Source organism: Streptomyces sp. NPDC006294, from assembly GCF_042870895.1.
Lineage (GTDB): Bacteria > Actinomycetota > Actinomycetes > Streptomycetales > Streptomycetaceae > Streptomyces.
In genome coordinates, this window is sequence record NZ_JBIAHV010000028.1 from 30,462 (window position 1) to 55,724 (window position 25,263).

Consider the following 25,263-nt stretch of genomic DNA (forward strand, 5'->3'; position numbering starts at 1 on the left):
CCGTCGCCGGCCGTCGGTCGTCGGGCCTGACAGCTGGGGTCTGCCCTACCCCCGGCGGACCGTCGCCGGTGGCCGGGTGTGACCCGTTACGGCCCGCTGCGGACCGCCGGCGCCCCGCCGCGGCCGCGGTACGGACGTGTAACGGTCTTCCCCAGCGTGCATACCGGTCGGTATGCTCGGTGGCCCGGCACATCGCCGCTGCCGCTGCCGCCGCCCCGGGAGGGCTCATGCCCCGCACCGCTCCCAGCACCCGTACGACGACCTCCGCGCCCGACGCGCAGACCCGCACCGCGCTGCGCGTCTGTCCGCTGTGCGAGGCCACCTGCGGGCTCACCCTCACCATCGAGGGGACCCGCGTCACCCGCGCCAAGGGCGACCGCGACGACGTCTTCAGCCGGGGCTTCATCTGTCCCAAGGGCGCGTCCTTCGGCGAGCTCGACGCCGACCCCGACCGGCTGCGCACCCCCCTTGTCCGGGAGAACGGCGAGCTGCGCGACGCCACTTGGGAGGAGGTATTCGATCTGATCGCCGGCCGGATCAGGCCGCTGATCGAGGAACACGGGCCGAACAGCGTCGGCGTCGTGCTCGGCAACCCGAACGTCCACACCATGGCCGGCGGTCTCTACCCGCCCGTCCTTCTCGCCGCGCTGCGCTCCCGCAACGTCTTCTCCGCCTCCACCCTCGACCAGATGCCCAAGCACGTCTCCAGCGGACTGCTCTTCGGCAGCGCCGTCGCGATCCCCGTGCCGGACCTGGACCGCACCGATCATCTGCTGATGCTCGGGGCCAACCCGCTGGAGTCCAACGGCAGTCTGTGTACCGCGCCCGACTTCCCGGGCAAGCTCAAGGCGCTGCGCCGCCGCGGCGGCACCCTCACCGTCGTGGACCCGCGCCGTACCCGCACCGCCCGGCTCGCCGACCGGCACGTCGCGATCCGCCCCGGCACCGACGCGCTGCTGCTCGCCGCGCTCACCCAGGTCCTGTTCGAGGAGAACCTCACCGACCTCGGGTCGCTCGCCGGCCATGTCGAGCAGGTCGCCGAAGTGGAGGCGGCCGTCAAGGACTTCACGCCGGAGGCCGTCGCCCCGGCCTGCGACATGGAGCCCGAGGAGATCCGTACGATCGCCCGCGAGCTCGCGGCCGCGCCCACCGCCGCCGTCTACGGGCGCATCGGCAGCTGCACCGTCGAGCACGGCACGCTCGCCAGCTGGCTCGTGGACGTGCTCAACATCCTGACGGGCAACCTCGACCGGCCGGGCGGCGCCCTCTTCCCGTACTCCGCCACCGAACGCGCCCCGCGTCCGGCCGCCCCCGGCAAGGGGTTCGCGCTGGGCCGCTGGAGCAGCCGGGTCGGCGGGCACCCCGAGGCCAAGGGCGAGCTGCCGATCGCGGCCCTCGCGGAGGAGATCGAGACCCCCGGTGAGGGGCAGATCCGCGCGCTGATCGCCATCGCGGCCAACCCGGTGCTCTCGGCGCCCGACGGCGACCGCCTCGACCGCGCCCTGGCCGGCCTCGATCTGATGATCAGCATCGACCCGTATCTCAACGAGACGTCCCGCCACGCGGACGTGGTGCTGCCCCCGCCGCCGCCCGCGCAGAGCGCCCACTTCGACTTCGCCTTCAACTCGCTGGCCGTCCGCAACCAGGCCCGCTACAGCCCCGCGGCCGTACCGCTGGAGGCCGGGCTGATGGACGAGTGCGAGATCCACGCGCGGCTGATCCTCGCCGTGTCCGGGATGCACGGCGCCGAGCCGTCCGCCGTCGACGACATGGTCGTCCAGGGCGCTCTCGCCAAGGCGGTCGCCGACCCGCACTCCCCGATGCGCGGCCGGACCGTCGAGGAGGCCGCCGCCACGCTGACGGGCCGTACCGGACCCGAGCGCCGCCTCGACATGATGCTGCGCCTCGGCCCGTACGACCTCACCCTCGACACGCTGCTGGACCAGCCGCACGGCGTGGACCTCGGGCCGCTGGAGCCCCGGATCCCGCAGATCCTGCGGACCCGCAGCGGACGCGTCGAGCTGCTGCCGGCCCCCGTCGCCGACGACCTGCCCCGGCTGCGCGCCGCCCTCGACGCCCGCCCGGAGGGACTCGTCCTGGTCGGCCGCCGCCATCTGCGGTCCAACAACAGCTGGCTCCACAACGTGCCCGCCCTGAACGGCGGTTCCAACCGCTGCACCCTCCACGTCCACCCGGACGACGCCGCCCGGCTCGGGCTCGAGGACGGAGCCACGGCGAGCGTCACCGCCGACGGCGGACGCGTCGAGGCCCCCGTGGAGATCACGGACGACGTTCGCCCCGGTGTGGTGAGCCTGCCGCACGGCTGGGGCCACAGCCGCCCCGGCACCCGTCTCTCGGTGGCCGCCGAGCGCCCCGGGGTCAATGTGAACCAACTGCTGGACGGCTCACGGCTGGACCCGCTGTCCGGCACCGCCGTGCTCAACGCCATCCCGGTGGACGTGACGCCAAGTCGATGAGCTGGGGTTTTGCTCGTATTGCTCACACGGCAACACCTTGTTGACAGCAGATGACGACACGCCACCGCGAACGGCGTCATGAACACGCTGCCCTGGGGCGGCCCCACCGCTCGTGCGGCCACCGCGCTCAAGCTGGACGCGGCGGACGTCTTCGTGCCGAGGGGGTGACGCCGGTGATCCGCCTCCTCGGCTGCACCGCGCTGCTCACCGTGACCTGTCTGCTCGGCGGGGTGCTGTGCGCGGGCATCGCGCTGCCGGTGCCGCTGTGGGCCCTCGCGCCGATGCTGGCGGCGCTCGGCTTCTGCCCCGGGGCCGGGCAGCCGCTGTCCATGACGACGGTGGTGCGGGCGGCTCCCGACCGGGCGCGTTCGACGGCGTCGGCCCTGCGCCTGACGGGCGATCGCCTCGGCCAGGTCGCCGCGCCCGCCTCCGCCGGACCGGTCGCCGGCGTCACCGGTGCGGCCCCGCCCTTCGTGACGCTGGGCGCGCTGCTGCTGGCGTCGGGCGCGGTCGCCGTGCGTACGGGGCGGCCCGGGACCGGTGGGACGGGAAGGGGCGGCGGTGGGCAGGGCGCCGACGAGGGCGGATCGCCCGGTCGGCATACACATCGTGTCCGCTAGTAGGGGCATTTCTGACGCTTTCTCAGCGTTTCGAAGCTTCTTCCTGCCGAATCCGTGACATCTAGTCAGGCGATCGCGTGATCAGTATGACAATCGCATCGGCTTGAAGGAGCCTCGCATGAGCAGGACCGCAACTCTCCGTCCCCGCCGTGTCCGCACGGGGGCCGCCGCCCTCGCCGCTCTGGCCTACGCCGGCGTGACGCTGGCGGGGGCGCCGGCGGCGTTCGCCCAGCCCGGCGACAGCGGCGACCTCAAGATCCACAAGGCCGGCGTCCCGCACTGGGACACCCGGGACGACCTCAAGGGCGTCTGCAAGTTCAGCCTCAGCGCGTTCAACTTCGAGAGCCTCGAGCTGCTCGAGTGGACCATCACCCCGCAGCCGCCGACGGCCACCGGGCCCACGCTGAACGACACCATCGCGCTCATCGCCGGCCGCGGCCACACCGAGGAGTACGCCCTCCCCGACGGCGACTACCTGCTCACCTGGACGGTCCCGGGCAACCCCCAGGACAAGCAGAAGGTCTTCACCGTCGACTGCGACAAGTACGGCGACAAGCACGGCGCCAAGGGGAAGGACAAGATCCAGGACGACCAGAACAGCAAGGACTGGTCCAAGGGCGACAAGGGCTCGCCGCACGGCGCCGTCCCGGCCGGCGGCGGCGGCATGGCGGGTGACGGCGGTACGGGCGGGGACGACGGCTCCTCCGTCGGCATGACCACCGCGCTCGTCGCCGGCGCCGCCGGCCTCGGCGGACTGGTCCTCGTCCGACGGGCCCGTCGTCGCGCCCATGGCGCCGCGTAACGTCCGCAGTCGCCGCCGTCGACGCGGACCCAGCCGAGCCTGTCGTCTGACCATCACGCTCAGCGTGACGGCCACTCTGCTCACCGGCGTCGTCCGGGGGTGCGAGGACCCACCCCCGGACGCGTCGCAGGTCACCGTCGCGGCGGAGCGGCCGCTCGCGTCCGGCGAGCCGGCCGCCGCCGCGTCCGCCGGGGAAGGCACCGGTGCCGGTCCCGCGGAACGGGCCGGCGCGAAGGACGCCAAGGCAGGCGGCGGCGGCTCGAACGACATCGATCTGCCGCCGCTCACCACCCGTACCGCGGGTCCGGCGCCCACCCCGGCCGGAAAGCAGCCCGGGAAACCGGCCCCGCGGACACCGTCCGCCGCCACGCCGCCCCCCGAGCCGGCGCCGGCGCCGAAGAAGGGCGACCGGGGCGGCGCGCTCGCCCTGCCGCCCTCCCCGGCGAAGAAGCTGTCGATCCCGGCCATCACCATCGAGTCGCCCGTGACGGGGCTCGGCCTCGACCGCCACGGCCGGCTCACCGCGCCTCCGGTGGACAACCCGCGCCTCGTCGGCTGGTACCGGGACGGTCCCGCGCCGGGGGAGAGGGGCACGTCCCTGCTGGTCGGCCACCGCGACACCAAGACCGGTCCGGCCATCTTCCTCAACCTCAACGCGCTGAAGCCGGGCGACAAGGTCGACGTCGTACGCGCGGACCGGCGTACGGCGGTCTTCACCGTCGACAAGGTGCGCACCTACACGAAGAAGGAGTTCCCCGACGCCGAGGTGTACGGCCACTCCGGCCGGCCCGAACTGCGGCTGCTGACCTGCGGCGGCAGCTTCGACAAGAAGACCGGCTACGCCGCCAACGTCGTCGTCTTCGCACACCTCACGGACGTGAAACGGGTCTGATCGCCGAGTGGCACGCGGGGCCGGCCGGGCACGTTCCCGGGCGGGCCCCGCGGCCGGTTCCCAACCGCCTTACCCGGCCCGGCCGTTCGCGGCGGACCCGCCGACCGGTCTCGGATGGTGGACACATGTGTAACAAGCGCATCTTCCGCCGTGCGCGATCCATTCCCTGACGGGACACAGTGGGTTAGCTTCTGGCCACACAGCTGCCCCTTCTCATCCCGGGCGGGACCTCATGACTCGCGCCATCGCTCTGCACAACGTCAGCAAGAGATACGGCCGTGCTCCCCGGGCCGTCGACCGCTTCTCCCTCGGTGTCGCACCGGGGGAGTTCCTCGTCCTGCTGGGCCCCTCGGGCTGCGGCAAGTCGACGGTGCTGCGGATGATCGCCGGACTGGAGGACATCACGGAGGGCGAGCTGCTGCTGGACGGCGAGTACGCAAACGACGTCCCGCCGCGGGAACGCGACATGGCCATGGTCTTCCAGAACTTCGCGCTCTACCCCAGCATGACCAACCGGGAGAACATCGGCTTCCCGCTGAAGCTGGAGAACCCGAGGGCCGACCGCAACCCCCGCGTCGAGGCCACCGCCAGGATGCTCGGCATCGAGGACCTCCTCGACCGCTTCCCCGCCCAGCTCTCCGGCGGCGAGCGCCAGCGCGTGGCGATGGGCCGGGCCATCTCGAGGCGGCCCTCCGTCTTCCTGATGGACGAGCCGCTCTCCAATCTCGACGCCAAACTGCGCAACCATCTGCGTGCCGAAATAGCCCGCCTCACCGGCGAGTTGGGCGTCACGACCGTCTACGTCACCCACGATCAGGCGGAGGCGATGTCCCTGGGCGACCGGGTCGCGGTGATGCGCGGCGGCGTGCTCCAGCAGGTCAGCACCCCCCGCGACACCTACGCCCTGCCGGCGAACGTCTTCGTCGCCGCCTTCATCGGCACGCCCCGGATCAATCTGCTCCAGGCCGTCGTCCACGCGCCGCTGGACGGCAGGATGTCCATCGACCTCGGCCGCCAGCGGCTGCCGCTGCCCGAACCCCTCAGCCCCGACCACCAGCTGCTGCGCATCCAGCAGGGCCGGCAGATCATCGTCGGCCTGCGGTCGGAGGCCGCCCGGGTCGCGCCGCCCAGCCAGGCCCGGCCGGGAGAGGTCGCGCTCACCGGGATCGTCGAGCACACCGAGTACCAGGGGCACGAGACCCTGGTGCACTTCAACACCGGCTCCCGGCCCGCCGTGGTCGCCGAACTGGAGTCGCCGCGACGTCCCCAGTCGACCGTACGGCGGCGCAGAAACGTCGGGCCGGGAGTGCTGACCCGGCTCAAGGACCGTGCGATGGCCCAGGTCGCCGGGCCGGTCGCGGTGCTCGACGGGCCGGACCCGGAGCCCGTCCACGAGCGGCGGACGGCCGACCCGAGCGACCTCGTCGTCCGCACCGGCCCCGATCTGCGGGTGCGCACCGGCGCCCAGGTGCCGCTCCTCGTCGACCTCGCCCACCTCTATGTCTTCGACCACCAGGGCCGCCGTATCTGCCCGGCCCCGATGGACCTGCCGGGTCTCGACGCCTGATCCGCGGCCACGCCCGCCGCCTGATCGGGGTCGCGCCGGCCGGACAGTGGCGGGCGGCACGCCGGATGCCCCTGGCGCCGTAAAACTAACGGCGCTAGTTTGGGGCGGACGGTACCCCCAGGCGTGGAGGAGAGCGATGAAAGCCCACGACGGCATGTACATCGGCGGCCAGTGGCAGCCGGCCGCGGCACCGGACGTGATCGCGGTGGTCAATCCCGCGGACGAGCAGGTCATCGCCCATGTCCCGGCCGGCACGGTGGAGGACGTCGACGCCGCCGTACGCGCCGCACGCGCCGCCTTCCCCGCCTGGGCGGCGACGCCGCCCGCCGAGCGGGCGCGGCTTCTCGGGCTCCTCCGCGACGAGCTCGCGCGACGGGCGGAGGAGATCGCGGAGACGGTCACGGCGGAACTCGGCGCACCCCCCGCCCTGGCCCGGGCGGTCCACGCGGGCCTGCCCGTCATGGTCGCCGGGTCCTACGCGGAACTCGCCGGCTCGTACTCCTTCGAGGAGAAGCTGGGCAACTCCACCGTGCTGATGGAGCCGGTCGGCGTCGTCGGCGCGATCACCCCGTGGAACTACCCGCTGCACCAGATCGTCGCCAAGGTCGCCCCCGCGCTGGCGGCGGGCTGCACCGTCGTGCTCAAGCCCGCGGAGGACACCCCGCTGACCGCCCAGCTCTTCGCCGAGGCGGTCGACGCCGCGGGGACCCCAGCGGGCGTCTTCAACCTCGTCACCGGCCTCGGGCCGGTGGCGGGCCAGGCGCTCGCCGAGCACCAGGGCGTCGACCTGGTGTCCTTCACCGGCTCCACCGCCGTCGGCCGGCGGATCGGCGCGATCGCGGGCGGCGCGATCAAGCGCGTCGCGCTCGAACTCGGCGGCAAGTCCGCCAATGTGATCCTGCCGAGCGCCGATCTCGCGAAGGCGGTGAACGTCGGCGTCGCCAACGTGATGTCCAACTCCGGCCAGACCTGCAGCGCCTGGACCCGGATGCTCGTCCACCGCGACCGGTACGACGAGGCCGTCGAGCTCGCCGCGGCCGCCGTCGCCAAGTACGTCCCCGGCGACCGGGTCGGCCCGCTCGTCAACGCCAAGCAGCAGGAGCGGGTCCGGGGCTACATCGCCAAGGGCGTCGCGGAGGGCGCCCGGCTCGTCGCAGGCGGCCCCGACGCGCCGCTGGAGAGCGGCTACTACGTCAGCCCGACCGTCTTCGCCGACGTCACGGCGGACATGGCCATCGCCCAGGAGGAGATCTTCGGGCCCGTCCTCTCGATCCTGAAGTACGACGACGAGGACGACGCCCTCGCCATCGCCAACAACACCGTCTACGGACTCGCCGGCGCGGTGTGGGCGGGCGACGACGCCGAGGCCGCGGCCTTCGCCCGCCGGATGGACACCGGCCAGGTCGACATCAACGGCGGCCGCTTCAACCCGCTGGCGCCGTTCGGCGGCTACAAGCAGTCCGGCGTCGGTCGCGAGCTCGGCCCGCACGGCCTCGCCGAGTACCTCCAGACCAAGTCCCTCCAGTTCTGAGCGGTAAGGAAACCATCGTGGTCCGTGCAGTCGTCCTGCCCGCCGTCGGAGCTCCCCTGGAGATCACGGAGATCTCCCTGCCGGACCCCGGCCCCGGCCAGGTCCGCGTCAGGCTCGCCGCCGCCGGGGTGTGCCACTCCGACCTGTCCCTGTCCAACGGCACCATGCGGGTGTCCGTACCCGCCGTACTCGGCCACGAGGGCGCCGGCACGGTCGTCTCCGTCGGCGACGGCGTCACCCATGTCGCGCCGGGCGACGGCGTCGTCCTCAACTGGGCGCCCTCCTGCGGGAGCTGCCACGCCTGCGCGATCGGCGAGGTGTGGCTGTGCGACGACGCGCTGGCCGGCTCCGGCCGGGTGCACGCCACGGCGGCGGACGGCACCGGCCTCCATACCGGTCTGAACGTCGGGGCGTTCGCCGAGGAGACGGTCGTCGACGCGAAGTGCGTGCTCCCCGTCCCCGCCGGCGTCCCCCTCACCGACGCCGCCCTGCTCGGCTGCGCCGTGCTCACCGGTTACGGCGCCGTCCACAACGCCGCGCGGGTGCGCGAGGGCGAGTCCGTCGTGGTCTTCGGCGTCGGCGGGGTCGGCCTCGCCACCCTCCAGTCGGCCCGGATCGCGGGCGCGGGCCCCGTGATCGCCGTCGACGTCTCCCCGGAGAAGGAGGAACTGGCCCGCCGGGCCGGCGCCACCGAGTACGTCGTCGCCTCCGACACCACGGCGAGGGAGATCCGGGCCCTGACGGGCAAGCGGGGCGCGGACGTGGCCATCGAGTGCGTCGGCCGCGCCGTGACGATCCGCGCCGCCTGGGACTCCACCCGCCGCGGCGGCCGCGCGGTGGTCGTCGGCATCGGCGGCAAGGACCAGCAGGTCACGTTCCACGCCCTGGAACTCTTCCACTGGGGCCGCACGCTGTCCGGCTGCGTCTACGGCAACTCCGACCCGGCCGCCGATCTCCCGGTCCTCGCGGACCACATCCGCGCGGGCCGGCTGGACGTGAGCGCGCTCGTCACGGAACGGATCGCTCTGGACGGCATTCCGGCGGCGTTCGACAACATGCTGGCGGGGAAGGGCGGCCGGGCGCTGGTCGTGTTCTGACCCTGCGCCGGCCTGCGGGGCCGGGCCCGAGTGCCCGGCCCCGCTTCGCCGTGCCCGGAACCGACCGGCCCCGCGGAGGCCGCCGTAGCGGAATGCCTTCGTCCAACCCGTTGACCTACATACCCACCGGTCGGTATGTTCCCCGCACTCCCGTCCCCGCACCAACGGAGTGTGCACGCATGGACACCGCTCCCCAGCTCACGGACACCCCCGATCCGGGCCCCGCGCCGGCCGATCCCCGGCGGCGCCGGGTCGCCACCGCGGCCGCGCTCGCGTCCGCCGTCGAGTGGTACGACTACTTCGTCTTCGGCATCGCCGCCGCCCTCGTGCTCGGCGACCTGTACTTCCCCGCCGGCAGCTCCTCCGCCGGCGTACTGGCCGCCTTCGCCACCTTCGCGGTCGGCTTCCTCGCCCGCCCCGTCGGCGGCGTCATCGCCGGCCAGCTCGGCGACAAGCGGGGCCGTAAGCCGATGCTGGTCCTCGCGCTGACCATGATGGGTGTCGCGACCGCCGGAATCGGCCTGCTCCCCACGTACGAGACGATCGGCATCGCCGCCCCGATCCTGCTGGTCCTGCTCCGCATCGTGCAGGGCCTCGCCGTCGGCGCCCAGTGGGGCGGGGCCATGCTCATGGCCACCGAGTACGCCCCCGAGGGCAAGCGCGGCCTCTACGGCAGCCTGGTCCAGCTCGGCGTCCCCATCGGCGTGGTGACCGCCAACACCGTGTTCCTCGTCGCCGGTTCGCTCACCAGCGAGAGCACCTTCGCCGCCTGGGGCTGGCGCGTCCCGTTCTTCGTCGGCTTCCTCGTCCTCGGCCTCGCCTGGTACATCCACACCCGGGTCGAGGAGACGCCCGAGTTCCGCAAGGCGGAACGCGCGCTCGCCGAGCGGGAGAAGGGCGAGAGCGCCGCCCGGTCGCCGCTGCGCACGATCCTGCGCGACCACCTCGGCACCGTCTTCCTCGCCGGCGGCTCGTTCGCCGTGAACACGGCCACCTTCTACATCATCATCACCGGCGTGCTCGACTACGCGACCCGCGAACTCGAGATGAACCGCGGCGCCGTGCTGGCGGTGTCCCTGGGCGTGAGCCTCACCCAGCTCGTGCTGATACCCGCCGCGGCGGCCCTCTCCGACCGCATCGGACGGCTGCGGATCTACGCCGCGGGCGCCATCGGACTGCTGGTCTGGGCGGTGCCGATGTTCCTGCTGATCGACACCGCCTCGCTGCTGTGGCTCGGCGTCGGCACCTTCGTCACCAGCTGTTTCCTGAGCATCATGTACGGGCCGCAGGCCGCGCTCTTCGCCGAGCTGTTCACCGCGGAGATGCGCTACACCGGGGCGTCCCTCGGCTATCAGATCGCCGCCGTCCTCGGCGGCGGCCTGGCGCCGTTCATCATGGTCCTGCTGCTGGAGGTGACCGGGACCTCGATGGCCGTGTCCGCCTACATCATCGGGCTGGCCGTGATCGCCCTCGTCTCGATCAGGATCCTGGCGGCCCGGGCCGCGAAGGAGCCGGCGGAGGGCTGACGGCCTCCCCGCTCCCGGCCTCCCCGCTCCCGGCCGCGCGCACCGGCCGCGGCCGGGAGCGGGGCCGGGAGCGCGAGACGGCCACCCCGGCCAGGCAGAGCGCGCCGCCCGCGAGGGTCAGCAGCCCCGGGACCTCGTCCAGGGCCAGCCACGACATCAGCACCACCAGCGCGGGCACCGCGTACGTGGTCGCGCCCATCCGGCCGGCCGTCGTACGGGCCAGCGCGTACGCCCACGTCGTGAAGGCCAGCGCGGTCGGGAAGACGCCCAGATAGACCATGTTGAGCGTGGCGGACAGCGGCGCGTCCGCGGCCTGGCCGACGAGTTGTCCCGCGAACGGCAGACACGTCACCGCCCCCACCAGGCACCCGAACGTCGTCACCTGCAGCGCGCTCCCGTGCGCCAGCGCCGGCTTCTGCGCCACCACACCGCCCGCGTAGCCCACCGCGGCCAGCAGGCACAGCAGCACACCCAGCGTGGAGGCCCCTCCCTCGCCGGACATCGACAGGCCGACCACCACCGCCCCGCCGAACGAGACGGCCATGCCCGCCATCAGCCGGGGCGGCAGGCCCTCACCGAGTAGCCGGGCGCCGAGCAGGGCGATGAGGACCGGGCCGATGTTCACCACCATCGCCGCCGTGCCCGCGTCGACCTGCTGCTCACCCCAGTTGAGCACCACCATGTAGACGCCGAACCAGAGCAGTCCGGACACGGCGATGCCCGGCCACGCGGCGCGCGGCGGCAGACCCTCGCGCCGGATCAGCAGCACGCAGCCGAGGGCGAGCGATCCCGCGAGCAGCCGGCCGAGGGCGAGCGCGCCGGGGGAGTAGGCCTCGCCGGCGCTGCGGATGGACACGAACGCCGAGGCCCACAGCACGACGGTCACGCCCGCGGCCATCAGCGCGGGCCACTCGGGGTGGCGGATCTGCTTCGTCATGCCAGGACCGTACGGTGTGGACCGTTCGGCGTTCACCGCAATATCTCCGGATCGATGCCGAGCAGCGCGTGCAGCGCCCGCTCGCCGTCCGGGGTCACCTTCACCGCCCGCTCGGAGCCGATGCGCACGCACCACCCGCTGTCCAGTGCGTGCCGGCACAGCCGGGCGCCCGCCAGGCCGGCGAGGTGCGGCCGGCGTTCGGTCCAGTCGAGGCAGCCGCGGGCCAGCGGCCGCCGGCCCGCCCCGTCGAGCGGGACGCCCAGCTCGGCGAACCAGCCCGTGCCCGCGCCGGTGAGCGCGAAGCCGGCGTCCTGGCTCAGCAGACCGCGGGCGGTCATGGCCCCGGTGACGGTGATGCCGAGCCGCCCCGCGAGATGGTCGTAGCAGGTACGGCCCCGGGCCATCGCGGCGGCGGCGCTCGACTCGCGCAGCGACCGCGGCGGCCGAACCGGTGCGGGCGGTCCGGCGTACGCGGCCAGCTCCTCGACCAGTTGCGCCGCCCGCTCGTCGGCGAGCCGCAGATACCGGTGCCTGCCCTGCCGCTCCTGCGCGAGGAGCCCGCCGGACACCAGCTTGCCGAGGTGTCCGCTCGCGGTGGACGCGGCGACCCCGGCGTGGCGGGCGAGCTCCCCGGCGGTCCAGGCCCGTCCGTCGAGCAGCGCGAGCGCGAACGATGCCCGGGTCTCGTCGGCGAGCAGCGCCGCGAGGGCGGCGAGATCACGGGAGGAGGTCATGCCCCCAGGATGCGTCAGCCGCTCTTCGGCGACGGCCGAAGGGTGCCGTGCAGGGCGGCGTCCTGGCCGGCCGCCTCGTACTGCAGCGCCAGCCCGTCGAGCAGCGCCCGCAGACCCGTCTCGAACGCGCCCTCGTCGACCCGCTCCTGGCGCTGCGCGAGCAGGTGGGCCTGGCCGAGGTGCGGATAGTCGGCCGGGTCGTAGGCGGTGGCGTCCTCGACGAAGCCGCGCGCGAAGGAGCCGAGGGCGGAGCCGGTGATGAAGTAGCGCATCAGCGCGCCGATGCGGGTGGCCTGGGCGGGCGGCCAGCCGGCGCGGACCATCGCGCCGAAGACGGCGTCGGCGACCTTGAGGCCCGCCGGGCGGCGGCCGGGGCCGCGGGCGAGGACCGGGACGGTGTTGGGGTGGGCGCTCAGGGCGGCGCGGTAGGAGACGGCCCAGTCGTGCAGGGCGGTGCGCCAGTCGCGGCCGTCGCCCTCGTCGAACATCGACAGGTCGACACGGGCACTGACCGCGTCGGCGACGGCGTCGAGGATCTCGTCCTTGTTGCGGAAGTGGTTGTAGAGCGAGGGGCCGCTGACGCCCAGCTCGGCGGCGAGCCGGCGGGTGGAGACCGCGTCGAGCCCCTCCGCGTCCACGAGCGCGCTCGCCGTCTCGACGATGCGGTCTCTGCTGAGAAGGGGCTTGCGCGGTCGGGCCATGCGGCACATAGTAGGCCCGGGCCTGGAAACTAGCAGTGATAGTTAAATGTGAAAGGTGGGTGCCCCGCATGGACCTGGAGCTCGGGGAGGAGCGGACCGCCGTCCGGCAGCTGGCGAGGGACTTCGTCGACCGCGAGATCACCCCGCACGTCGTCGAGTGGGACCGCGCGGAGAACGTCGACCGGGGCATCGTGAAGAAGCTCGGCTTGCTCGGCTTCCTCGGGCTCACCGTCGACGAGGAGTACGGCGGCTCCGGCGGCGACCACCTCTCGTACTGCCTCGTCACCGAGGAACTCGGCCGCGGCGACTCCTCGGTACGCGGCATCGTCTCCGTGTCGCTGGGGCTGGTCACCAAGACGATCGCCTCGTACGGCACCGAGGAGCAGAAGCGCCACTGGCTGCCCCGGCTCACCGCGGGCGACGCGCTCGGCTGCTTCGGCCTCACCGAGCCCGGCACCGGGTCCGACGCGGGCAGCCTCGCCACCAGGGCCGTCCGCGACGGCGACGACTGGGTGGTCAACGGCTCCAAGATGTTCATCACCAACGGCACCTGGGCCGATGTGGTGCTGCTCTTCGCCCGGACCAACGACAGCCCCGGCCACAAGGGCGTCTCGGCCTTCCTCGTCCCCACCGACACCCCCGGTCTCGGCCGCCGCACGATCCACGGCAAGCTCGGGCTGCGCGGCCAGGCCACCGCCGAGCTGGTGCTCGAAGACGTCCGGGTGCCCGGCTCCGCCATGCTCGGCCCCGAGGGCAAGGGCTTCTCCATCGCCATGTCCGCCCTCGCCAAGGGCCGGATGTCGGTCGCGGCCGGCTGCGTCGGCATCGCGCAGGCGGCCCTCGACGCCGCGGTCGGCTACGCGAAGGAGCGCGAGCAGTTCGGCAGGTCCATCGCTCACTACCAGCTGGTCCAGGAGCTGATCAGCGACATCGCCGTCGACGTGGACGCGGCCCGGCTGCTGACCTGGCGCGTCGCCGATCTGATCGAGCGCGGCGAGGAGTTCGCCACCGCCGCGTCCAAGGCCAAGCTGTTCGCCTCCGAGGCGGCCGTGCGCGCCGCCAACAACGCCCTCCAGGTCTTCGGCGGCTACGGCTACATCGACGAGTACCCCGTCGGCAAGCTGCTGCGCGACGCCCGGGTGATGACGCTCTACGAGGGCACCAGTCAGATCCAGAAGCTGATCATCGGCCGCGCGCTGACCGGGGTCTCCGCCTTCTGAGACGGGCCGGCTTCAGGAGCCTGCCGGCCGGCTGAGTAGACGAAGTGAGTACGGGAGCCCATGCGGTCCACGTACCGCGCCGCGAAGCTGTGCGCATGAGTGAGACACCGGTCAAGCAGCAGAACACCGCGGCGTACTACGGGCAGGCCGTCGCCTCCTTCGGCGTCGCGCTCGTGGCCGTCGCCGTCGGGATCTTCAACATGGAGATCGACGCCTGGGTGCGCGCCTTCCTCGGCATCGCGGTCCTCTATCTCACGACCTCCGCCTTCACGCTGGCCAAGGTGGTCAGGGACCGGCAGGAGGCCGGCCAGATCGTGAGCCGGGTGGATCAGGCCAGACTGGAGAAGCTCCTCGCGGAACACGATCCGTTCCAGAAGCTCTGATCAAGTTCTAAGCGCTTGCTCAGCTTCGGGGTATGGTGTTCGTCCTGTGCCACGAAAGGGGCGAACGAGCGATGAGTGCGGCGGACGAGACGGCGGACCGGGCGGCCGGCGACGAGAAGCCGTGGGACGAGGTGACTCCCGAGGCGGCGAGGAAACTGCTCGTCGCCGCCGTCGAGGCCTTCGCCGAGCGCGGTTACCACGCCACCACCACCCGGGACATCGCCGGCCGCGCCGGCATGAGCCCGGCCGCGCTCTACATCCACTACAAGACGAAGGAAGAGCTGCTCCACCGGATCAGCCGGATCGGGCACGACAAGGCCCTCGAGATCCTCAACGCCGCGTACGACGACGGCGGCACGCCCACCGAGCGGCTCGCCGGCGCCGTGCGCTCCTTCGTCCGCTGGCACGCCGGTCGGCACACCACCGCCCGGGTGGTGCAGTACGAACTCGACGCGCTCAGCGACGCGCACCGCACCGAGATCTTCGGGCTGCGCAGGCAGAGCGACGCTGTGGTGCGCCGCATCCTCACCGAGGGCGTCGAGACGGGCGAGTTCGACGTGCCCGACGTGCCGGGCACCACGGTCGCGGTGCTGTCGCTCTGCATCGACGTGGCGCGCTGGTTCAACACCCAGGGCCGGCGGACGCCCGACGAGGTCGGCGCGCTCTATGCCGACCTCGTCCTGCGGATGGTGAGCGCCCGGAAGGACTGAGCGCTCCCGAAGCGCCGCCGGGCGCGAGCGCCCGGCGGAACCGGACGCTCACCGGCGGCGGGCGCTCAGAAGAAGTAGCGGGACAGCGACTCCGCCACGCACACCGGCTTCTCGCCGCCCTCGCGCTCGATCGTGACGAGGGCGGTCACCTGCACGCCCCCGCCCACCTCGTCGACGCTCTGCAGGACCGCGGTCGCCCGCAGCCGCGAGCCCACCGGCACCGGGGCCGGGAAGCGGACCTTGTTGGTGCCGTAGTTGATGCCCATCTTCATGCCCTCGACGCGCAGGACCTGCGGCACCAGCGCGGGCAGCAGCGACAGCGTCAGATAGCCGTGGGCGATCGTCGTGCCGAAGGGGCCGCTCGCGGCACGCTCCGGGTCCACATGGATCCACTGGTGGTCACCGGTGGCGTCGGCGAAGAGGTCGATCCGCTTCTGGTCGACCTCCAGCCAGTCACTGTGCCCCAGCTGCTCGCCGACGCCGGCGCGCAGCTCCTCGGGGGAGGTGAAGATCCTCGGCTCTGCCATGTCCCTGGTCCCTGCCTCTCGAAGACTGATGTCTAAGCGCTTGCTCAGCATGGTTGGGCAGGCGCCGTTCTGTCAACGACGGACCAGTAGGCTTCGAGGGGTGCCGCAGATTCCAGAGAAGATCCACGAGCTCACGGTCGGCCAGCTCTCCGCGCGCAGCGGCGCGGCCGTGTCCGCCCTGCACTTCTACGAGTCCAAGGGCCTCATCACCAGTCGCCGCACCAGCGGCAACCAGCGCCGCTACAGCAGGGACGCACTGCGCCGGGTCGCCTTCGTCCGCGCCGCGCAACGCGTCGGCATCCCCCTCGCCACGATCAGGGCGGCCCTCGCGGAGCTGCCGGAGGAGCGGACGCCCGACCGCGAGGACTGGGCCCGGCTCTCCGAGGCATGGCGCGGGGAGCTCGACGAGCGGATCAAGCAGCTCAGCCGGCTCCGCGACCATCTGACCGACTGCATCGGCTGCGGCTGCCTCTCCCTGGAGAACTGCGTCCTGTCCAACCCGGACGACGTCTTCGGCGAGCGGCTGACCGGCTCGCGACTGCTGCCGGAGCGGGGCCGCGCCAAGGGCGACGGCGCCTGACGCACGGAGAGGCGGGCCCGCACCCCCGTGACGGGCCCGCCTCCGTGACCGGCGCTACTCGAACTCGGTACCGCCCTTGCGGGTCAGATACGCCGGGCTCACCGCCTTGGCGATCGCCCGCCCGCCGGTGACCGGGCTGTACCGCTCGACCGCGGGCCGGACGACCACGCCCTCCCGCAGATGCAGCCTGCGCCCCGACACCGTCTCGCGGCCGCTCGCCAGCTCCAGCACCGTGTCCGCGTCGTACGGTCCCTCGAACAGCCGTGGCGCCACGGGCAGTTCGCCGCCGAGCACGGCCGCCGCGTCCAGCCAGCGGACCTGGCCGTCGATCTCCGCGCAGACGTCGAAGACCGCGTATCCGAGGCCGTCCTCGGCCCGGGCGTCCTTGCCGTAGCCGAGGTCCTGGACCCCGGCGCCGTAGACCTCGGCGAACAGGCCCACCCGGCTCGCGCCGAGCCGTTCGGCGAGACGCGCCGCGATCTTCGGCACGCCGTGCCCGAGGACGGCGCGCCAGTACAGGTTGGCCGGGTCCTGCTTCAGCGCCAGGCCCTTGGCGCCGAACCCCTTGGACGAGACCTGCACCCGGCCGCCGCCCGCCGTGCTGTAGGTCGTCAGGCAGGCCGAGCCGTGGAGCTTCTCGGTCAGCACGACCGGCTCGCCGGGCTCGAAGATGTCCGGGTAGCGCTGCAGATTCTCGATGTCCACCCACGGCAGCAGGTCCGGGGCCGCCTCCACGTCGCCGTTCATCCGGGACGGGACCGGCGGCGCCCACTTGGTGATCGACAGCAGGTCCGCGAAGTCCGTCCCGTCCTCGGCGGCCCGGAAGAGATCGACGTCCGCGAGCGCCCGCGGCCGGCACACGATCCCCTGCGACAGCTCACCCCGCAGCCGCACGGCCTTGACCCGGTTGGCGTCACCGCCCGCGAGACGTCCGGTCAGCCCCAACTCCTCGACGAGCCCCGCCGGGAGCACGGCCTGCTCGGGGATGTACAGCGCGGCGTCGCCGGTGCGGTAGACGCCCTTGGCGACGACGGCGCGGTACAGGCCCACCTGGGCCAGCTCCAGCGCGTCGGCGTTCGGGTGTTCGTGCACGGTCAGGACTTCGGCGGTGACGCGCAGCGTCGACATCTCAGGGCTCCTCGGTGGTGGTGCACATCGACGCCAACTGTGCTGCTGCCGAATCCCGTTGGCCCAGCGGATTTCCGCCCTGGTAACGTCGCGCCCTTCGGCGGGCGGGAGCCGCGACCGGAGTACCCGGACGGGACGTGGCGCACATGGCCTCCTCTCCACTCGACGCGGCGGTTGACCGCGTACGCACGGTCTTCGCCGGCCTGACCAGTCCCGGCGAGACGGGCTGCGGCCGGTGCCATCTGCCGGAGGAGACGGCCCTGTTGCGCACCCCGGACGTGGACCTGCCCGACGATGTGCTGCGGATGTTCGCCCATGAGGAGCCGAACCACTTCGACGACCACCCGGCCGCCGTGCGACGGATCCTGCCGCAGCTCGCCGAGCGGCTGGCGACGGGCCGGTACGCCGGGCTCGACGCCTATGAGCTGACCGGCCTCGGACGCTCCGGCTGGCGCGACTGGCCGGACGAACAGGCCGGGGCGGTACGGGCGTTCCTCCAGGCATGGTGGACGGACACGGTCGCTTCCGACACGCCGCCGTACCCGGTGCACGACGTGTTCGAGGCATGCGTCACCGCGAGCTCCACCCAGACGCCGTACCTCGCCGTCTGGGCCGGGCAGCCGCCGGGCGGACCGGCCGACCGGCATCTGGCCGACTGCACCGAGGAGTGGGTCGACGATCTGCTCGGCGACGTCACGTCGTCCGTCTTCCGCTGGTGGAGCGACCACACCCGTGACGAACCCCTCGCGGAGCTTCAGACGTGGCTCGCCGAGCACGCGCCGGGGCGGCTGCGTGCCCTCGGCGCCGACCCGATGCTCGTGTTCAAGGCCGGACTGCTGGCCCTGCCGTACGACCGGCGCTGGACCGATCAGGTGTGGGCCGCGGCGCCCGGTGCCTGACGGCGGCCGACGGGTCCCGGGCGTTCGGGTCCGGGACCCGTGGGGGTCATGCCACCGGCGCGAGTTCGCGCCGCCCCGCGCGCTTCGCCGCGGACACGGCCCGCGGCGTCAGCACGGGCTGCGGCACGACGATGCCGCAGCCGGTGCAGACGGGGCCGGTCCACGGCTGGTGCTTCAGGTCCTGGCGCCACACGATGTGCGTCTCACCGCACACCGGGCATCCGTCCCCCGGCTCCGCCTCCAGCGCGGCGATCAGCCGGCGCAGCACCTCCCCGAGGGGCGCGGACGGGTGTTCGGCCGGGGCGTCGCAGCGCGCCACCCCGTTGCCGCCCCAGGTCCTGCGGTGCCAGTCGTCGATGTGTCCGGGCCGCCGCAGCCCGTCGTGCTTCTCCCGTTTGCGGCGGTCCGCGAAGTTGTCCTCGTAGGCGAGCCAGACGGCCCGTGCCTCTTCCAGTTCCTCGAGCGCGGCCACCAGCCGCGCCGGATCCGGGGCCCTGTCCTCCGGGTCGATACGGTGCCTGCCGCACAGGTGGTCCCATGTGGCGCGGTGCCCGTAAGGGGCGAACCGTTCCAGGCATTTGCGCAGTGAGTAGCGCCGTAGCGCCAGATCACACCGTGGGTCGCGCACCTGTCTCGCGAGACTCCGGAAACCGGCCATCGCCCTGCCACCTCCGTCGCTGGTACATCGGCGTTGAAGAATGGACGTAGGAGTGCCCGTTTCGGCTCCATCGAAAAGAAAAAGGCGGCGCTTCGACCGGATCACGCCCCCGGCCGGGAGCCCCCGACACGGCCCGCGGTCAGCACCACCCGCGCGAGTTCCTCATGACAGATGTCGCCGTGCGCGCCCGTCGGCGGCGGCCCGTGGCGCACCACGGCCGAGGCGTCGACGTTGACGCAGCCCGCCGTGGGCAGCCCGTCGCGCAGCGCCTCGTCCAGCGTCAGCCGTGGCGTGTCCGCGACGGCCCGGATCCCGTCATGGCCCATTGCCCACCATCGCCGGTCGGCCCCGGCCGCGGCTGCCGTGTCGCCGGCGAGGCTCGACGCCAGCGGGTAGAACACGCCGAGGAGGGTGTCGTACCGCGAATGGCAGGCCACCACCGGACCGCTCACCCGGTGCTGGAGCGCGCCCAGCACACCGCAGCGGTGCGGGGCGTGCGGGAGCCCGGTGGCGAACGCGTAATGCGAGAACGCCGCTTGGAGCAGCGTCACCGACGTCACGTTCCGCGCCCCTTCGGGGAGCCCGCGCAGCGCGAACGCGACCAGCCGCGCACCGTGGCCGTGCCCGACGAGATGCACCCGCAGACGGGGCGCGGACCGCGACAGGTGTCCCAGCAGCGGGCCGAGCCCCAGTTCGCCGACGGCGCCCGCGCGCCGCTTCATCGCGTAGTACGTGGCCTGCCGCAGCAGTTCCTTCGCGCCGGGCCAGGCCGCGGGCCGGCCGCCCCCGGCCGCCGCCGGGTCGAGGGCCGCCGCCAGCCGTTCGCAGAGGGTGAGCGTGTCCTCGTACAGGACGGCCGGCGGGCTCTGCTCGTCGCGCGGCAGGTCCTCCGCGAAGGCCGCCTCCAGCCCGCCCGGCGGGGCCGCGGTGAGCTGCCGGGCCAGCATCCCGTACTCGGCGAACGCCGCCCGGGAGTCCGGTCGTTCGCCGAGGAGCCAGGCCAGCCGGTCCACCGTCGCCCCGTGCCCGGGGAACAGGCAGGAGAGCAGGTCCCGCGTCGTCTTGTCGAGCCCGGGGTCCGGCGCCGGCGCCTCTCCCGCCCGCCCAGTGCCGGGAAAGGGTTCGTCGGGGAAGCGCATCGAGGGCCACAGCACTCCGGCGTACCCGACCCGTACGTCCGGTGCGGACGCCAGCAGTCCGGGGAAGGGAGCGAAGAACTGCAGATGCAGCCGGCGGGCCGTGGCCGGGGAGTTGTTCCAGCCATGTGCGAACACGACGAGATCGGTGAGGTCCGAACCGGCGGCCACGCCGTACGGGTCGCCGCCCGGATCGCCGTCCGCGTCGAAGCAGATCTCCCGGTACGGCCGCACATCCGTCCCCGCCATTGGCCCCGCCCCTCCCCTTGCGCTTCGCTGTCACAGCATCCTGCGCAAGGGGAGAAACAGCCATACCTCGTGACGGGCCGGAGGCACGCGAGCGGGTGCGTCAGTAGCGCAGGTACCGCTTGCGGACGGCGCTGAACGCGGCCAGTTCGTCCTGCCACGCGCCGGTGACCTCGTCGGTGTCCGCGCCCGCGTCGATCAGGGTGCGCACCTTGGTGGAGCCCGTCAGTTTGTCGATCCAGTTGTCGGAGCGCCAGGCGAAGCCGCTCCACGTGCGCTTCGCGGTCACCAGGAGGGCGATGCCCGTGCGGACCGGGTCGTAGGCGTCGCGGTCGTGGACGTGGAGCTGGACGCCGCCGACCGTCCTGCCCTGGAACTTGGAAAAGGTGGGGGCGAAGTACGCCTCGCGGAAGCGGACGCCCGGCAGGTCCAGCTCGTTCGCGGCCTCCGCCCAGGCCGGGCCGATGCCCTCGGCGCCGAGCAGTTCGAAGGGGCGGGTGGTGCCGCGGCCCTCGGAGAGGTTGGTGCCCTCGAAGAGACACGTGCCGGAGTAGACCAGCGCGGTCTCCGGGGTGGGCATGTTGGGGCTCGGCGGGACCCAGGGCAGCCCCGTGTCGTCGAAGAAGTCGTGCCGCCGCCAGCCCTTCATCGTCACGATCCCCAGCTCGACGGGCCGGGTGAGGAACTCGCCGTTGAACAGCAGCGCCAGCTCGCCCACCGTCATGCCGTGCGCCTGCGAGATGGGCTCACGGCCCACGAAGGTCGCGAACGCCTTGTCGAGCACCGGCCCGAGCGCCGCCCGGCCGGTCACCGGGTTCGGCCGGTCGAGGACGACGAAGCGCTTGCCGGCCAGCGCCGCCGACTGCATGCAGTCGAAGAGCGTCCAGATGTACGTGTAGAAGCGGGCGCCCGCGTCCTGGATGTCGAAGACGACCGTGTCCACGCCGGAGGCCGTGAAGATGTCGGCGAGCGGCTGCCCGCTCTTGAGGTACGTGTCGTAGACGGGCAGCCCGGTCGCCGGGTCGTCGTAGCGGCCCTCGGAGCCGCCGGCCTGCGCTGTGCCGCGGAAGCCGTGCTCGGGACCGAAGACGGCGACGAGGTCCACCCGGTCGTCGGCGTGCATCACGTCCACGATGTGGCGCACGTCGCGGGCGATGCCCGTCGGGTTGGTGACGACCCCGACGCGCTGCCCGGACAGCGCCGCGTACCCGTCGGCGGCCAGGCGTTCGAAACCGGTGCGGACCCGGCCGCGGCCCGTGTGGGCGGCGGCGGGCGCGGGAGCGGCGGCCAGTGCCCCCACCGCGCCGCCCGCGACCAGCAAACCCCGTCTGGACAGGCTCATAGAGCTACCTCCGTGATCGCCGTGTGTCATGACCACTGCACGCTAGCGCTCATGTCGGCACCGGGGAACGACCCCGGCACGTGGTTGTGCCGCCCTCTTCCGTCGCGACATACCGACTGGTTAGTCTGCGCGGAAGGACCGGGTGGGACGAGAGAGTCGGGAAGAGGCGGAGTCGATGAGTACGGTGCAGGGCGCTGGGGTCGTGGTCACGGGCGCGGGCGGCGGTATCGGAGCCGCGCTGGCCCGGCGGTTCGCCCGGGAAGGCGCCCGGGTCGTCGTCAACGACATCGACGCGGGCAAGGCCAAGGCCGTCGCCGACGAGATCGGCGCCACCGCCGTGCCGGGCGACGCCTCGGGGATCGTGGACGAGGCACGCGACGCGCTCGGCGGCGTCGTCGACGTCTACTGCGCCAACGCCGGACTCGCCTCCGGCGGGGACGCCTTCGCCGACGAGGACGTATGGGCCGCCGCCTGGGACGTCAACGTGATGGCGCACGTACGCGCGAGCCGGGCCCTGCTGCCCGACTGGCTCGAGCACGGCGGCGGACGCTTCGTCTCCACCGTCTCGGCCGCCGGCCTGCTGACGATGATCGGCGCCGCCCCGTACAGCGTCACCAAGCACGGCGCGCTCGCCTACGCCGAGTGGCTCTCCCTCACCTACCGGCACCGCGGCCTCAAGGTCCACGCCATCTGCCCCCAGGGCGTCCGCACCGACATGCTCACCGCCAGCGGCACGGCCGGCGAACTGGTCCTCACGCCGACCGCCATCGAACCGGAGGACGTCGCCGACTCCCTCTTCGAGGCCATGGCCGAGGACCGCTTCCTGGTCCTCCCGCACCCCGAGGTCGCCGAGTACTACGCGGCCCGCGCGACGCACAACGACCGGTGGCTCGCCGGCATGAACCACATCCAGCAGAAGTGGGAGGAGACCGGCCGATGAACTCGATCTACGCCGCCAAGCCCTGGCTCTCGCAGCTCACCGACGTCCAGCGGGCACCGATCGACCCGCCCCCGACCGTGCTGCACGCCTTCCGCGCCGCCGTCGCGCGCGCCCCGGAGCACACCGCCCTCGCCTACTTCGACGGCAGAGTGAGCTACCGCGAGACCGACGAACTGTCCGACTCGGTGGCCGGGCACCTCGCCGCCGGCGGCATCGCGCGCGGCGACCGGGTCGCCGTCATCCTGCAGAACACCCCGCACTTCGTGATCGCGCTGCTCGGCGCCTGGAAGGCCGGGGCCACCGTCGTCCCGCTCAACCCGATGTACAAGTCGGGCGAGGTCGCGCACGTCCTCGCGGACGCCGAGGCCGGCGCGCTGATCTGCTCCGACCGCGCCTGGGAGGCGTATCTGCGCGACTGCGCCGCCGCCTCGCCCGTACGGATCGCCCTCACCGCCTGCGAGCTCGACCTGCAGACCCGGGACGACGAACGGGTCCTCGGCTTCGAGCGGACCGCACCCGCCGACGACGCCGACGACCTGCTCACGGTCGCCCGCCGCGGCCTGCCCGCCCCGGCGGGCCGCGAACTCGCCGCGGACGACGTGGCGCTGATCAGCTACACGTCCGGCACCAGCGGCACCCCCAAGGGCGCCATGAACCTGCACGGCGGCATCACCTACAACGCCGAACGCCAGCGCACCGGGCACCCGGTCCCCGAAGGCGCCTGCTACTTCGTGCTCGCGCCGCTGTTCCACATCACCGGCATGGTCTGCCAGCTCGCCGTCTGCTTCGCGAACGCCGGCACCCTCGCCCTCGCCTACCGCTTCGAGGCCGGGGTCGTCCTCGACGCCTTCCTGGAGCACCGGCCCGCGTACACCGTCGGCCCCTCCACGGCGTTCATGGCGCTCGCCGCCCACCCCGCCGCCACCCGGGACCACTTCGACTCCTTCGCGGTGATCTCCTCCGGCGGGGCCCCCGTGCCGCCGGCGCTCGTCGAGAAGTTCCGGGCCGGCTTCGGGCCCTACATCCGCAACGGCTACGGCCTCACCGAGTGCACCGCCCCCTGCGCCGCCGTGCCCCCGGAGAAGGAAGGTCCCGTCGACCCGGCCTCCGGCACCCTGTCCGTCGGCGTGCCCGGTCCCGACACCCTGGTCCGCATCGTCGACGAGCTCGGCGAGGACGTCCCCTTCGGCGAGCAGGGCGAGATCACCGTCCGCGGCCCGCAGGTCGTGCCCGGCTACTGGCGGCTGCCCGAGGCCACCGCGGCGGCCTTCCCCGACGGCGAACTGCGCACCGGGGACATCGGGTTCATGGACGCCGACGGCTGGCTCTACGTCGTGGACCGCAAGAAGGACATGATCAACGCCTCCGGGTTCAAGGTCTGGCCGCGCGAGGTCGAGGACGTCCTCTACACCCACCCCGCCGTCCGCGAGGCGGCCGTCGTCGGCGTCCCGGACGCCTACCGCGGCGAGAGTGTGAAGGCGTTCGTCAGTCTTCGTCCCGGGGCGAGCGCCGACGGCGCCGAACTCTCCGCGTACTGTGCCGAGCGGCTGGCCGCCTACAAGTACCCGCGCGACGTCGAGGTACTGCCGGAGCTGCCGAAAACGACAAGTGGGAAGATCCTCAGGCGGGAACTGCGTTCCCCGGCGTAACACGCGGTCCGAACGGCACACGGGTACAGAAAGAAAGGCGGGTGGCGGCAATGGCCAGAACGACGGACGGGGACGGCACCCCCGTGCCGCAGAGGCTGCTGGCCGCTGCCACCCGGCTCTTCGCCGAGCGCGGCTACGACCGCACGTCGGTGCAGGAGATCGTGGAGGCGGCCGGCGTCACCAAGGGCGCGCTGTACCACTACTTCGGCTCCAAGGAGGACCTCCTCCACGAGGTCTACGCCCGCGTGCTGCGCCTCCAGCAGCAGCGGCTCGACGCCTACGCGGACGCCGACGAGCCGGTGGAGAAGCGGCTGCGGGGCGCGGCGGCGGACGTCGTCGTCACCACCATCGAGAACCTTGACGACGCCGACATCTTCTTCCGCTCGATGCACCATCTGAGCCCCGAGAAGCACAAGCAGGTGCGCGCCGAGCGCCGCCGGTACCACGAGCGCTTCCGAGCGCTGGTGGAGGAGGGCCAGGAGAGCGGCGTCTTCTCCTCCACCACGCCGGCCGACCTCGTGGTCGACTACCACTTCGGCTCGGTCCACCACCTGTCGACCTGGTACCGCCCGGCGGGTCCCCTCACCAAGCAGCAGGTCGCCGACCACCTGGCCGACCTGCTCCTGCGGGCGCTGCGGCCGTAGCGGGCACCGGCGGCGACCGGTCACGGCCGCCCGGGCCGCGTCATGCCGCCGCGCTGCCCGGGACGGACGGACTTCGCTGCCCGGGACGGACGGACTTCGCTCCCCGGACGGACGCGACTTTCCGACCGCAATACCACATTCGGTGGTCACGGCGGCGTCAAAGGACTTGCCCGCAGGGGACATCTGGATGAAGATCTACTTCACGACCCTGGGGAGGGGCGCCACCGTCGGTGGGGGGTTTCTGGTTCAGCCGTGCCGCGCGCTGAGGTCATATCGCCGCAGGCATGTCGTCGACGCCACACATCCGTGATTCTTTC

The 25,263-nt window shown here is 72.8% G+C and carries 23 protein-coding genes and 1 pseudogene; 16 read left to right on the plus strand and 8 right to left on the minus strand.

Annotated features, from left to right (window positions below):
• Nucleotides 1-227 precede the first annotated feature (227 nt).
• From ACFYOP_RS32860 to ACFYOP_RS32895, 8 genes and pseudogenes are all read left to right on the plus strand, one after another.
• Entirely contained in the window at nucleotides 228-2,477 is a 2,250-nt protein-coding gene (locus tag ACFYOP_RS32860; protein WP_356899182.1) for a molybdopterin oxidoreductase family protein, read from the plus strand.
• Nucleotides 2,478-2,641: 164 nt separating this feature from the next.
• Nucleotides 2,642-3,097: pseudogene (locus ACFYOP_RS32865) on the plus strand (MFS transporter); the annotation flags it as partial.
• 118 nt (nucleotides 3,098-3,215) lie between these two features.
• Nucleotides 3,216-3,899 carry a hypothetical protein gene (locus ACFYOP_RS32870; RefSeq protein WP_356899183.1) on the plus strand — a complete coding sequence of 228 codons (684 nt, stop codon included), beginning with the start codon at nucleotides 3,216-3,218 and terminating at the stop codon, nucleotides 3,897-3,899.
• Nucleotides 3,900-4,173: 274 nt separating this feature from the next.
• Nucleotides 4,174-4,791 carry a class F sortase gene (locus tag ACFYOP_RS32875; protein WP_388453843.1) on the plus strand — a complete coding sequence of 206 codons (618 nt, stop codon included), beginning with the start codon at nucleotides 4,174-4,176 and terminating at the stop codon, nucleotides 4,789-4,791.
• A gap of 232 nt (nucleotides 4,792-5,023) precedes the next feature.
• Nucleotides 5,024-6,358: an ABC transporter ATP-binding protein gene (locus ACFYOP_RS32880; RefSeq protein ID WP_356899184.1), complete on the plus strand. Its 1,335-nt coding sequence runs from the start codon at nucleotides 5,024-5,026 to the stop codon at nucleotides 6,356-6,358.
• 136 nt (nucleotides 6,359-6,494) lie between these two features.
• A complete protein-coding gene (locus tag ACFYOP_RS32885; protein ID WP_356899185.1) occupies nucleotides 6,495-7,889 on the plus strand; it encodes an aldehyde dehydrogenase family protein in 1,395 nt (464 codons plus the stop codon).
• Nucleotides 7,890-7,906: 17 nt separating this feature from the next.
• Nucleotides 7,907-8,986, plus strand: coding sequence for a zinc-binding dehydrogenase (locus ACFYOP_RS32890; RefSeq protein WP_356899186.1), 1,080 nt, complete (start codon nucleotides 7,907-7,909; stop codon nucleotides 8,984-8,986).
• A 179-nt stretch (nucleotides 8,987-9,165) separates the two neighbouring features.
• The gene (locus ACFYOP_RS32895; protein WP_356899187.1) at nucleotides 9,166-10,512 is read left to right on the plus strand and encodes an MFS transporter; all 1,347 of its coding nucleotides are present in this window, start codon (nucleotides 9,166-9,168) and stop codon (nucleotides 10,510-10,512) included.
• Here ACFYOP_RS32895 and ACFYOP_RS32900 read toward each other — a convergent pair.
• The 3 genes from ACFYOP_RS32900 to ACFYOP_RS32910 are packed head-to-tail and all read right to left on the minus strand — an operon-like array spanning nucleotide 10,466 to nucleotide 12,884.
• Nucleotides 10,466-11,449 (minus strand): DMT family transporter, encoded by a 984-nt coding sequence (locus tag ACFYOP_RS32900; protein WP_356899188.1) that lies wholly within the window; start codon nucleotides 11,447-11,449, stop codon nucleotides 10,466-10,468. The genes ACFYOP_RS32895 and ACFYOP_RS32900 overlap by 47 nt on opposite strands.
• A 32-nt stretch (nucleotides 11,450-11,481) precedes the next feature.
• Nucleotides 11,482-12,183 (minus strand): helix-turn-helix domain-containing protein, encoded by a 702-nt coding sequence (locus ACFYOP_RS32905; RefSeq protein ID WP_356899189.1) that lies wholly within the window; start codon nucleotides 12,181-12,183, stop codon nucleotides 11,482-11,484.
• Nucleotides 12,184-12,197: 14 nt separating this feature from the next.
• Nucleotides 12,198-12,884: a TetR/AcrR family transcriptional regulator gene (locus ACFYOP_RS32910; RefSeq protein WP_356899190.1), complete on the minus strand. Its 687-nt coding sequence runs from the start codon at nucleotides 12,882-12,884 to the stop codon at nucleotides 12,198-12,200.
• Nucleotides 12,885-12,952: 68 nt separating this feature from the next.
• Between ACFYOP_RS32910 and ACFYOP_RS32915 the strand changes: the two genes are divergently transcribed.
• From ACFYOP_RS32915 to ACFYOP_RS32925, 3 genes are all read left to right on the plus strand, one after another.
• Complete coding sequence (locus ACFYOP_RS32915; protein WP_356899191.1) at nucleotides 12,953-14,104, plus strand: acyl-CoA dehydrogenase family protein; 1,152 nt, start codon at nucleotides 12,953-12,955, stop codon at nucleotides 14,102-14,104.
• A gap of 95 nt (nucleotides 14,105-14,199) precedes the next feature.
• The gene (locus tag ACFYOP_RS32920) at nucleotides 14,200-14,487 is read left to right on the plus strand and encodes a YiaA/YiaB family inner membrane protein (RefSeq protein ID WP_356899192.1); all 288 of its coding nucleotides are present in this window, start codon (nucleotides 14,200-14,202) and stop codon (nucleotides 14,485-14,487) included.
• 71 nt (nucleotides 14,488-14,558) lie between these two features.
• Entirely contained in the window at nucleotides 14,559-15,197 is a 639-nt protein-coding gene (locus tag ACFYOP_RS32925) for a TetR/AcrR family transcriptional regulator (RefSeq protein WP_356899193.1), read from the plus strand.
• 65 nt (nucleotides 15,198-15,262) lie between these two features.
• Here the strand turns inward: ACFYOP_RS32925 and ACFYOP_RS32930 are convergent, their stop codons facing one another.
• Nucleotides 15,263-15,724 carry a MaoC family dehydratase gene (locus ACFYOP_RS32930; protein ID WP_356899194.1) on the minus strand — a complete coding sequence of 154 codons (462 nt, stop codon included), beginning with the start codon at nucleotides 15,722-15,724 and terminating at the stop codon, nucleotides 15,263-15,265.
• Between the two features lie 100 nt (nucleotides 15,725-15,824).
• On the opposite strand from ACFYOP_RS32930, the gene soxR reads away from it, so the two are divergent.
• On the plus strand, nucleotides 15,825-16,304 hold the full coding sequence (gene soxR / locus ACFYOP_RS32935; RefSeq protein ID WP_356899195.1) for a redox-sensitive transcriptional activator SoxR: 480 nt from the start codon (nucleotides 15,825-15,827) through the stop codon (nucleotides 16,302-16,304).
• A 54-nt stretch (nucleotides 16,305-16,358) separates the two neighbouring features.
• Here the strand turns inward: soxR and ACFYOP_RS32940 are convergent, their stop codons facing one another.
• Complete coding sequence (locus ACFYOP_RS32940; protein WP_356899196.1) at nucleotides 16,359-17,432, minus strand: RNA ligase (ATP); 1,074 nt, start codon at nucleotides 17,430-17,432, stop codon at nucleotides 16,359-16,361.
• A 146-nt stretch (nucleotides 17,433-17,578) separates the two neighbouring features.
• On the opposite strand from ACFYOP_RS32940, the gene ACFYOP_RS32945 reads away from it, so the two are divergent.
• Nucleotides 17,579-18,331: a hypothetical protein gene (locus ACFYOP_RS32945; protein ID WP_356899197.1), complete on the plus strand. Its 753-nt coding sequence runs from the start codon at nucleotides 17,579-17,581 to the stop codon at nucleotides 18,329-18,331.
• Nucleotides 18,332-18,377: 46 nt separating this feature from the next.
• On the opposite strand, the gene ACFYOP_RS32950 is transcribed toward ACFYOP_RS32945, so the two are convergent.
• From ACFYOP_RS32950 to ACFYOP_RS32960, 3 genes are all read right to left on the minus strand, one after another.
• Nucleotides 18,378-18,989: a hypothetical protein gene (locus ACFYOP_RS32950; protein WP_356899198.1), complete on the minus strand. Its 612-nt coding sequence runs from the start codon at nucleotides 18,987-18,989 to the stop codon at nucleotides 18,378-18,380.
• 101 nt (nucleotides 18,990-19,090) lie between these two features.
• Nucleotides 19,091-20,374: a serine-threonine protein kinase gene (locus tag ACFYOP_RS32955; RefSeq protein ID WP_356899199.1), complete on the minus strand. Its 1,284-nt coding sequence runs from the start codon at nucleotides 20,372-20,374 to the stop codon at nucleotides 19,091-19,093.
• A 100-nt stretch (nucleotides 20,375-20,474) separates the two neighbouring features.
• Nucleotides 20,475-21,713 (minus strand): DUF1343 domain-containing protein, encoded by a 1,239-nt coding sequence (locus tag ACFYOP_RS32960; RefSeq protein WP_356899200.1) that lies wholly within the window; start codon nucleotides 21,711-21,713, stop codon nucleotides 20,475-20,477.
• 175 nt (nucleotides 21,714-21,888) lie between these two features.
• On the opposite strand from ACFYOP_RS32960, the gene ACFYOP_RS32965 reads away from it, so the two are divergent.
• From ACFYOP_RS32965 to ACFYOP_RS32975, 3 genes are read left to right on the plus strand one after another with little or no spacing between them, the layout of a single operon-like run.
• A complete protein-coding gene (locus tag ACFYOP_RS32965) occupies nucleotides 21,889-22,653 on the plus strand; it encodes an SDR family oxidoreductase (RefSeq protein WP_356899201.1) in 765 nt (254 codons plus the stop codon).
• Entirely contained in the window at nucleotides 22,650-24,302 is a 1,653-nt protein-coding gene (locus tag ACFYOP_RS32970) for an AMP-binding protein (protein WP_356899202.1), read from the plus strand. The genes ACFYOP_RS32965 and ACFYOP_RS32970 overlap by 4 nt, the downstream gene beginning before the upstream one ends.
• A gap of 50 nt (nucleotides 24,303-24,352) precedes the next feature.
• Nucleotides 24,353-24,946, plus strand: coding sequence for a TetR/AcrR family transcriptional regulator (locus tag ACFYOP_RS32975; RefSeq protein ID WP_356899203.1), 594 nt, complete (start codon nucleotides 24,353-24,355; stop codon nucleotides 24,944-24,946).
• The last annotated feature ends 317 nt before the right edge of the window (nucleotides 24,947-25,263 follow it).

Bases quoted from the DNA above. Each gene is read 5' to 3' on its own strand.
- ACFYOP_RS32860 (WP_356899182.1), top strand. From the start codon at position 228: ATGCCCCGCACCGCTCCCAGCACCCGTACGACGACCTCCGCGCCCGAC.
- ACFYOP_RS32870 (WP_356899183.1), top strand. From the start codon at position 3,216: ATGAGCAGGACCGCAACTCTCCGTCCCCGCCGTGTCCGCACGGGGGCC.
- ACFYOP_RS32880 (WP_356899184.1), top strand. From the start codon at position 5,024: ATGACTCGCGCCATCGCTCTGCACAACGTCAGCAAGAGATACGGCCGT.
- ACFYOP_RS32885 (WP_356899185.1), top strand. From the start codon at position 6,495: ATGAAAGCCCACGACGGCATGTACATCGGCGGCCAGTGGCAGCCGGCC.
- ACFYOP_RS32895 (WP_356899187.1), top strand. From the start codon at position 9,166: ATGGACACCGCTCCCCAGCTCACGGACACCCCCGATCCGGGCCCCGCG.
- ACFYOP_RS32900 (WP_356899188.1), bottom strand. From the start codon at position 11,449: ATGACGAAGCAGATCCGCCACCCCGAGTGGCCCGCGCTGATGGCCGCG.
- ACFYOP_RS32905 (WP_356899189.1), bottom strand. From the start codon at position 12,183: ATGACCTCCTCCCGTGATCTCGCCGCCCTCGCGGCGCTGCTCGCCGAC.
- ACFYOP_RS32910 (WP_356899190.1), bottom strand. From the start codon at position 12,884: ATGGCCCGACCGCGCAAGCCCCTTCTCAGCAGAGACCGCATCGTCGAG.
- ACFYOP_RS32915 (WP_356899191.1), top strand. From the start codon at position 12,953: ATGGACCTGGAGCTCGGGGAGGAGCGGACCGCCGTCCGGCAGCTGGCG.
- ACFYOP_RS32920 (WP_356899192.1), top strand. From the start codon at position 14,200: ATGAGTGAGACACCGGTCAAGCAGCAGAACACCGCGGCGTACTACGGG.
- ACFYOP_RS32925 (WP_356899193.1), top strand. From the start codon at position 14,559: ATGAGTGCGGCGGACGAGACGGCGGACCGGGCGGCCGGCGACGAGAAG.
- ACFYOP_RS32930 (WP_356899194.1), bottom strand. From the start codon at position 15,724: ATGGCAGAGCCGAGGATCTTCACCTCCCCCGAGGAGCTGCGCGCCGGC.
- ACFYOP_RS32940 (WP_356899196.1), bottom strand. From the start codon at position 17,432: ATGTCGACGCTGCGCGTCACCGCCGAAGTCCTGACCGTGCACGAACAC.
- ACFYOP_RS32945 (WP_356899197.1), top strand. From the start codon at position 17,579: ATGGCCTCCTCTCCACTCGACGCGGCGGTTGACCGCGTACGCACGGTC.
- ACFYOP_RS32950 (WP_356899198.1), bottom strand. From the start codon at position 18,989: ATGGCCGGTTTCCGGAGTCTCGCGAGACAGGTGCGCGACCCACGGTGT.
- ACFYOP_RS32955 (WP_356899199.1), bottom strand. From the start codon at position 20,374: ATGGCGGGGACGGATGTGCGGCCGTACCGGGAGATCTGCTTCGACGCG.
- ACFYOP_RS32960 (WP_356899200.1), bottom strand. From the start codon at position 21,713: ATGAGCCTGTCCAGACGGGGTTTGCTGGTCGCGGGCGGCGCGGTGGGG.
- ACFYOP_RS32965 (WP_356899201.1), top strand. From the start codon at position 21,889: ATGAGTACGGTGCAGGGCGCTGGGGTCGTGGTCACGGGCGCGGGCGGC.
- ACFYOP_RS32970 (WP_356899202.1), top strand. From the start codon at position 22,650: ATGAACTCGATCTACGCCGCCAAGCCCTGGCTCTCGCAGCTCACCGAC.
- ACFYOP_RS32975 (WP_356899203.1), top strand. From the start codon at position 24,353: ATGGCCAGAACGACGGACGGGGACGGCACCCCCGTGCCGCAGAGGCTG.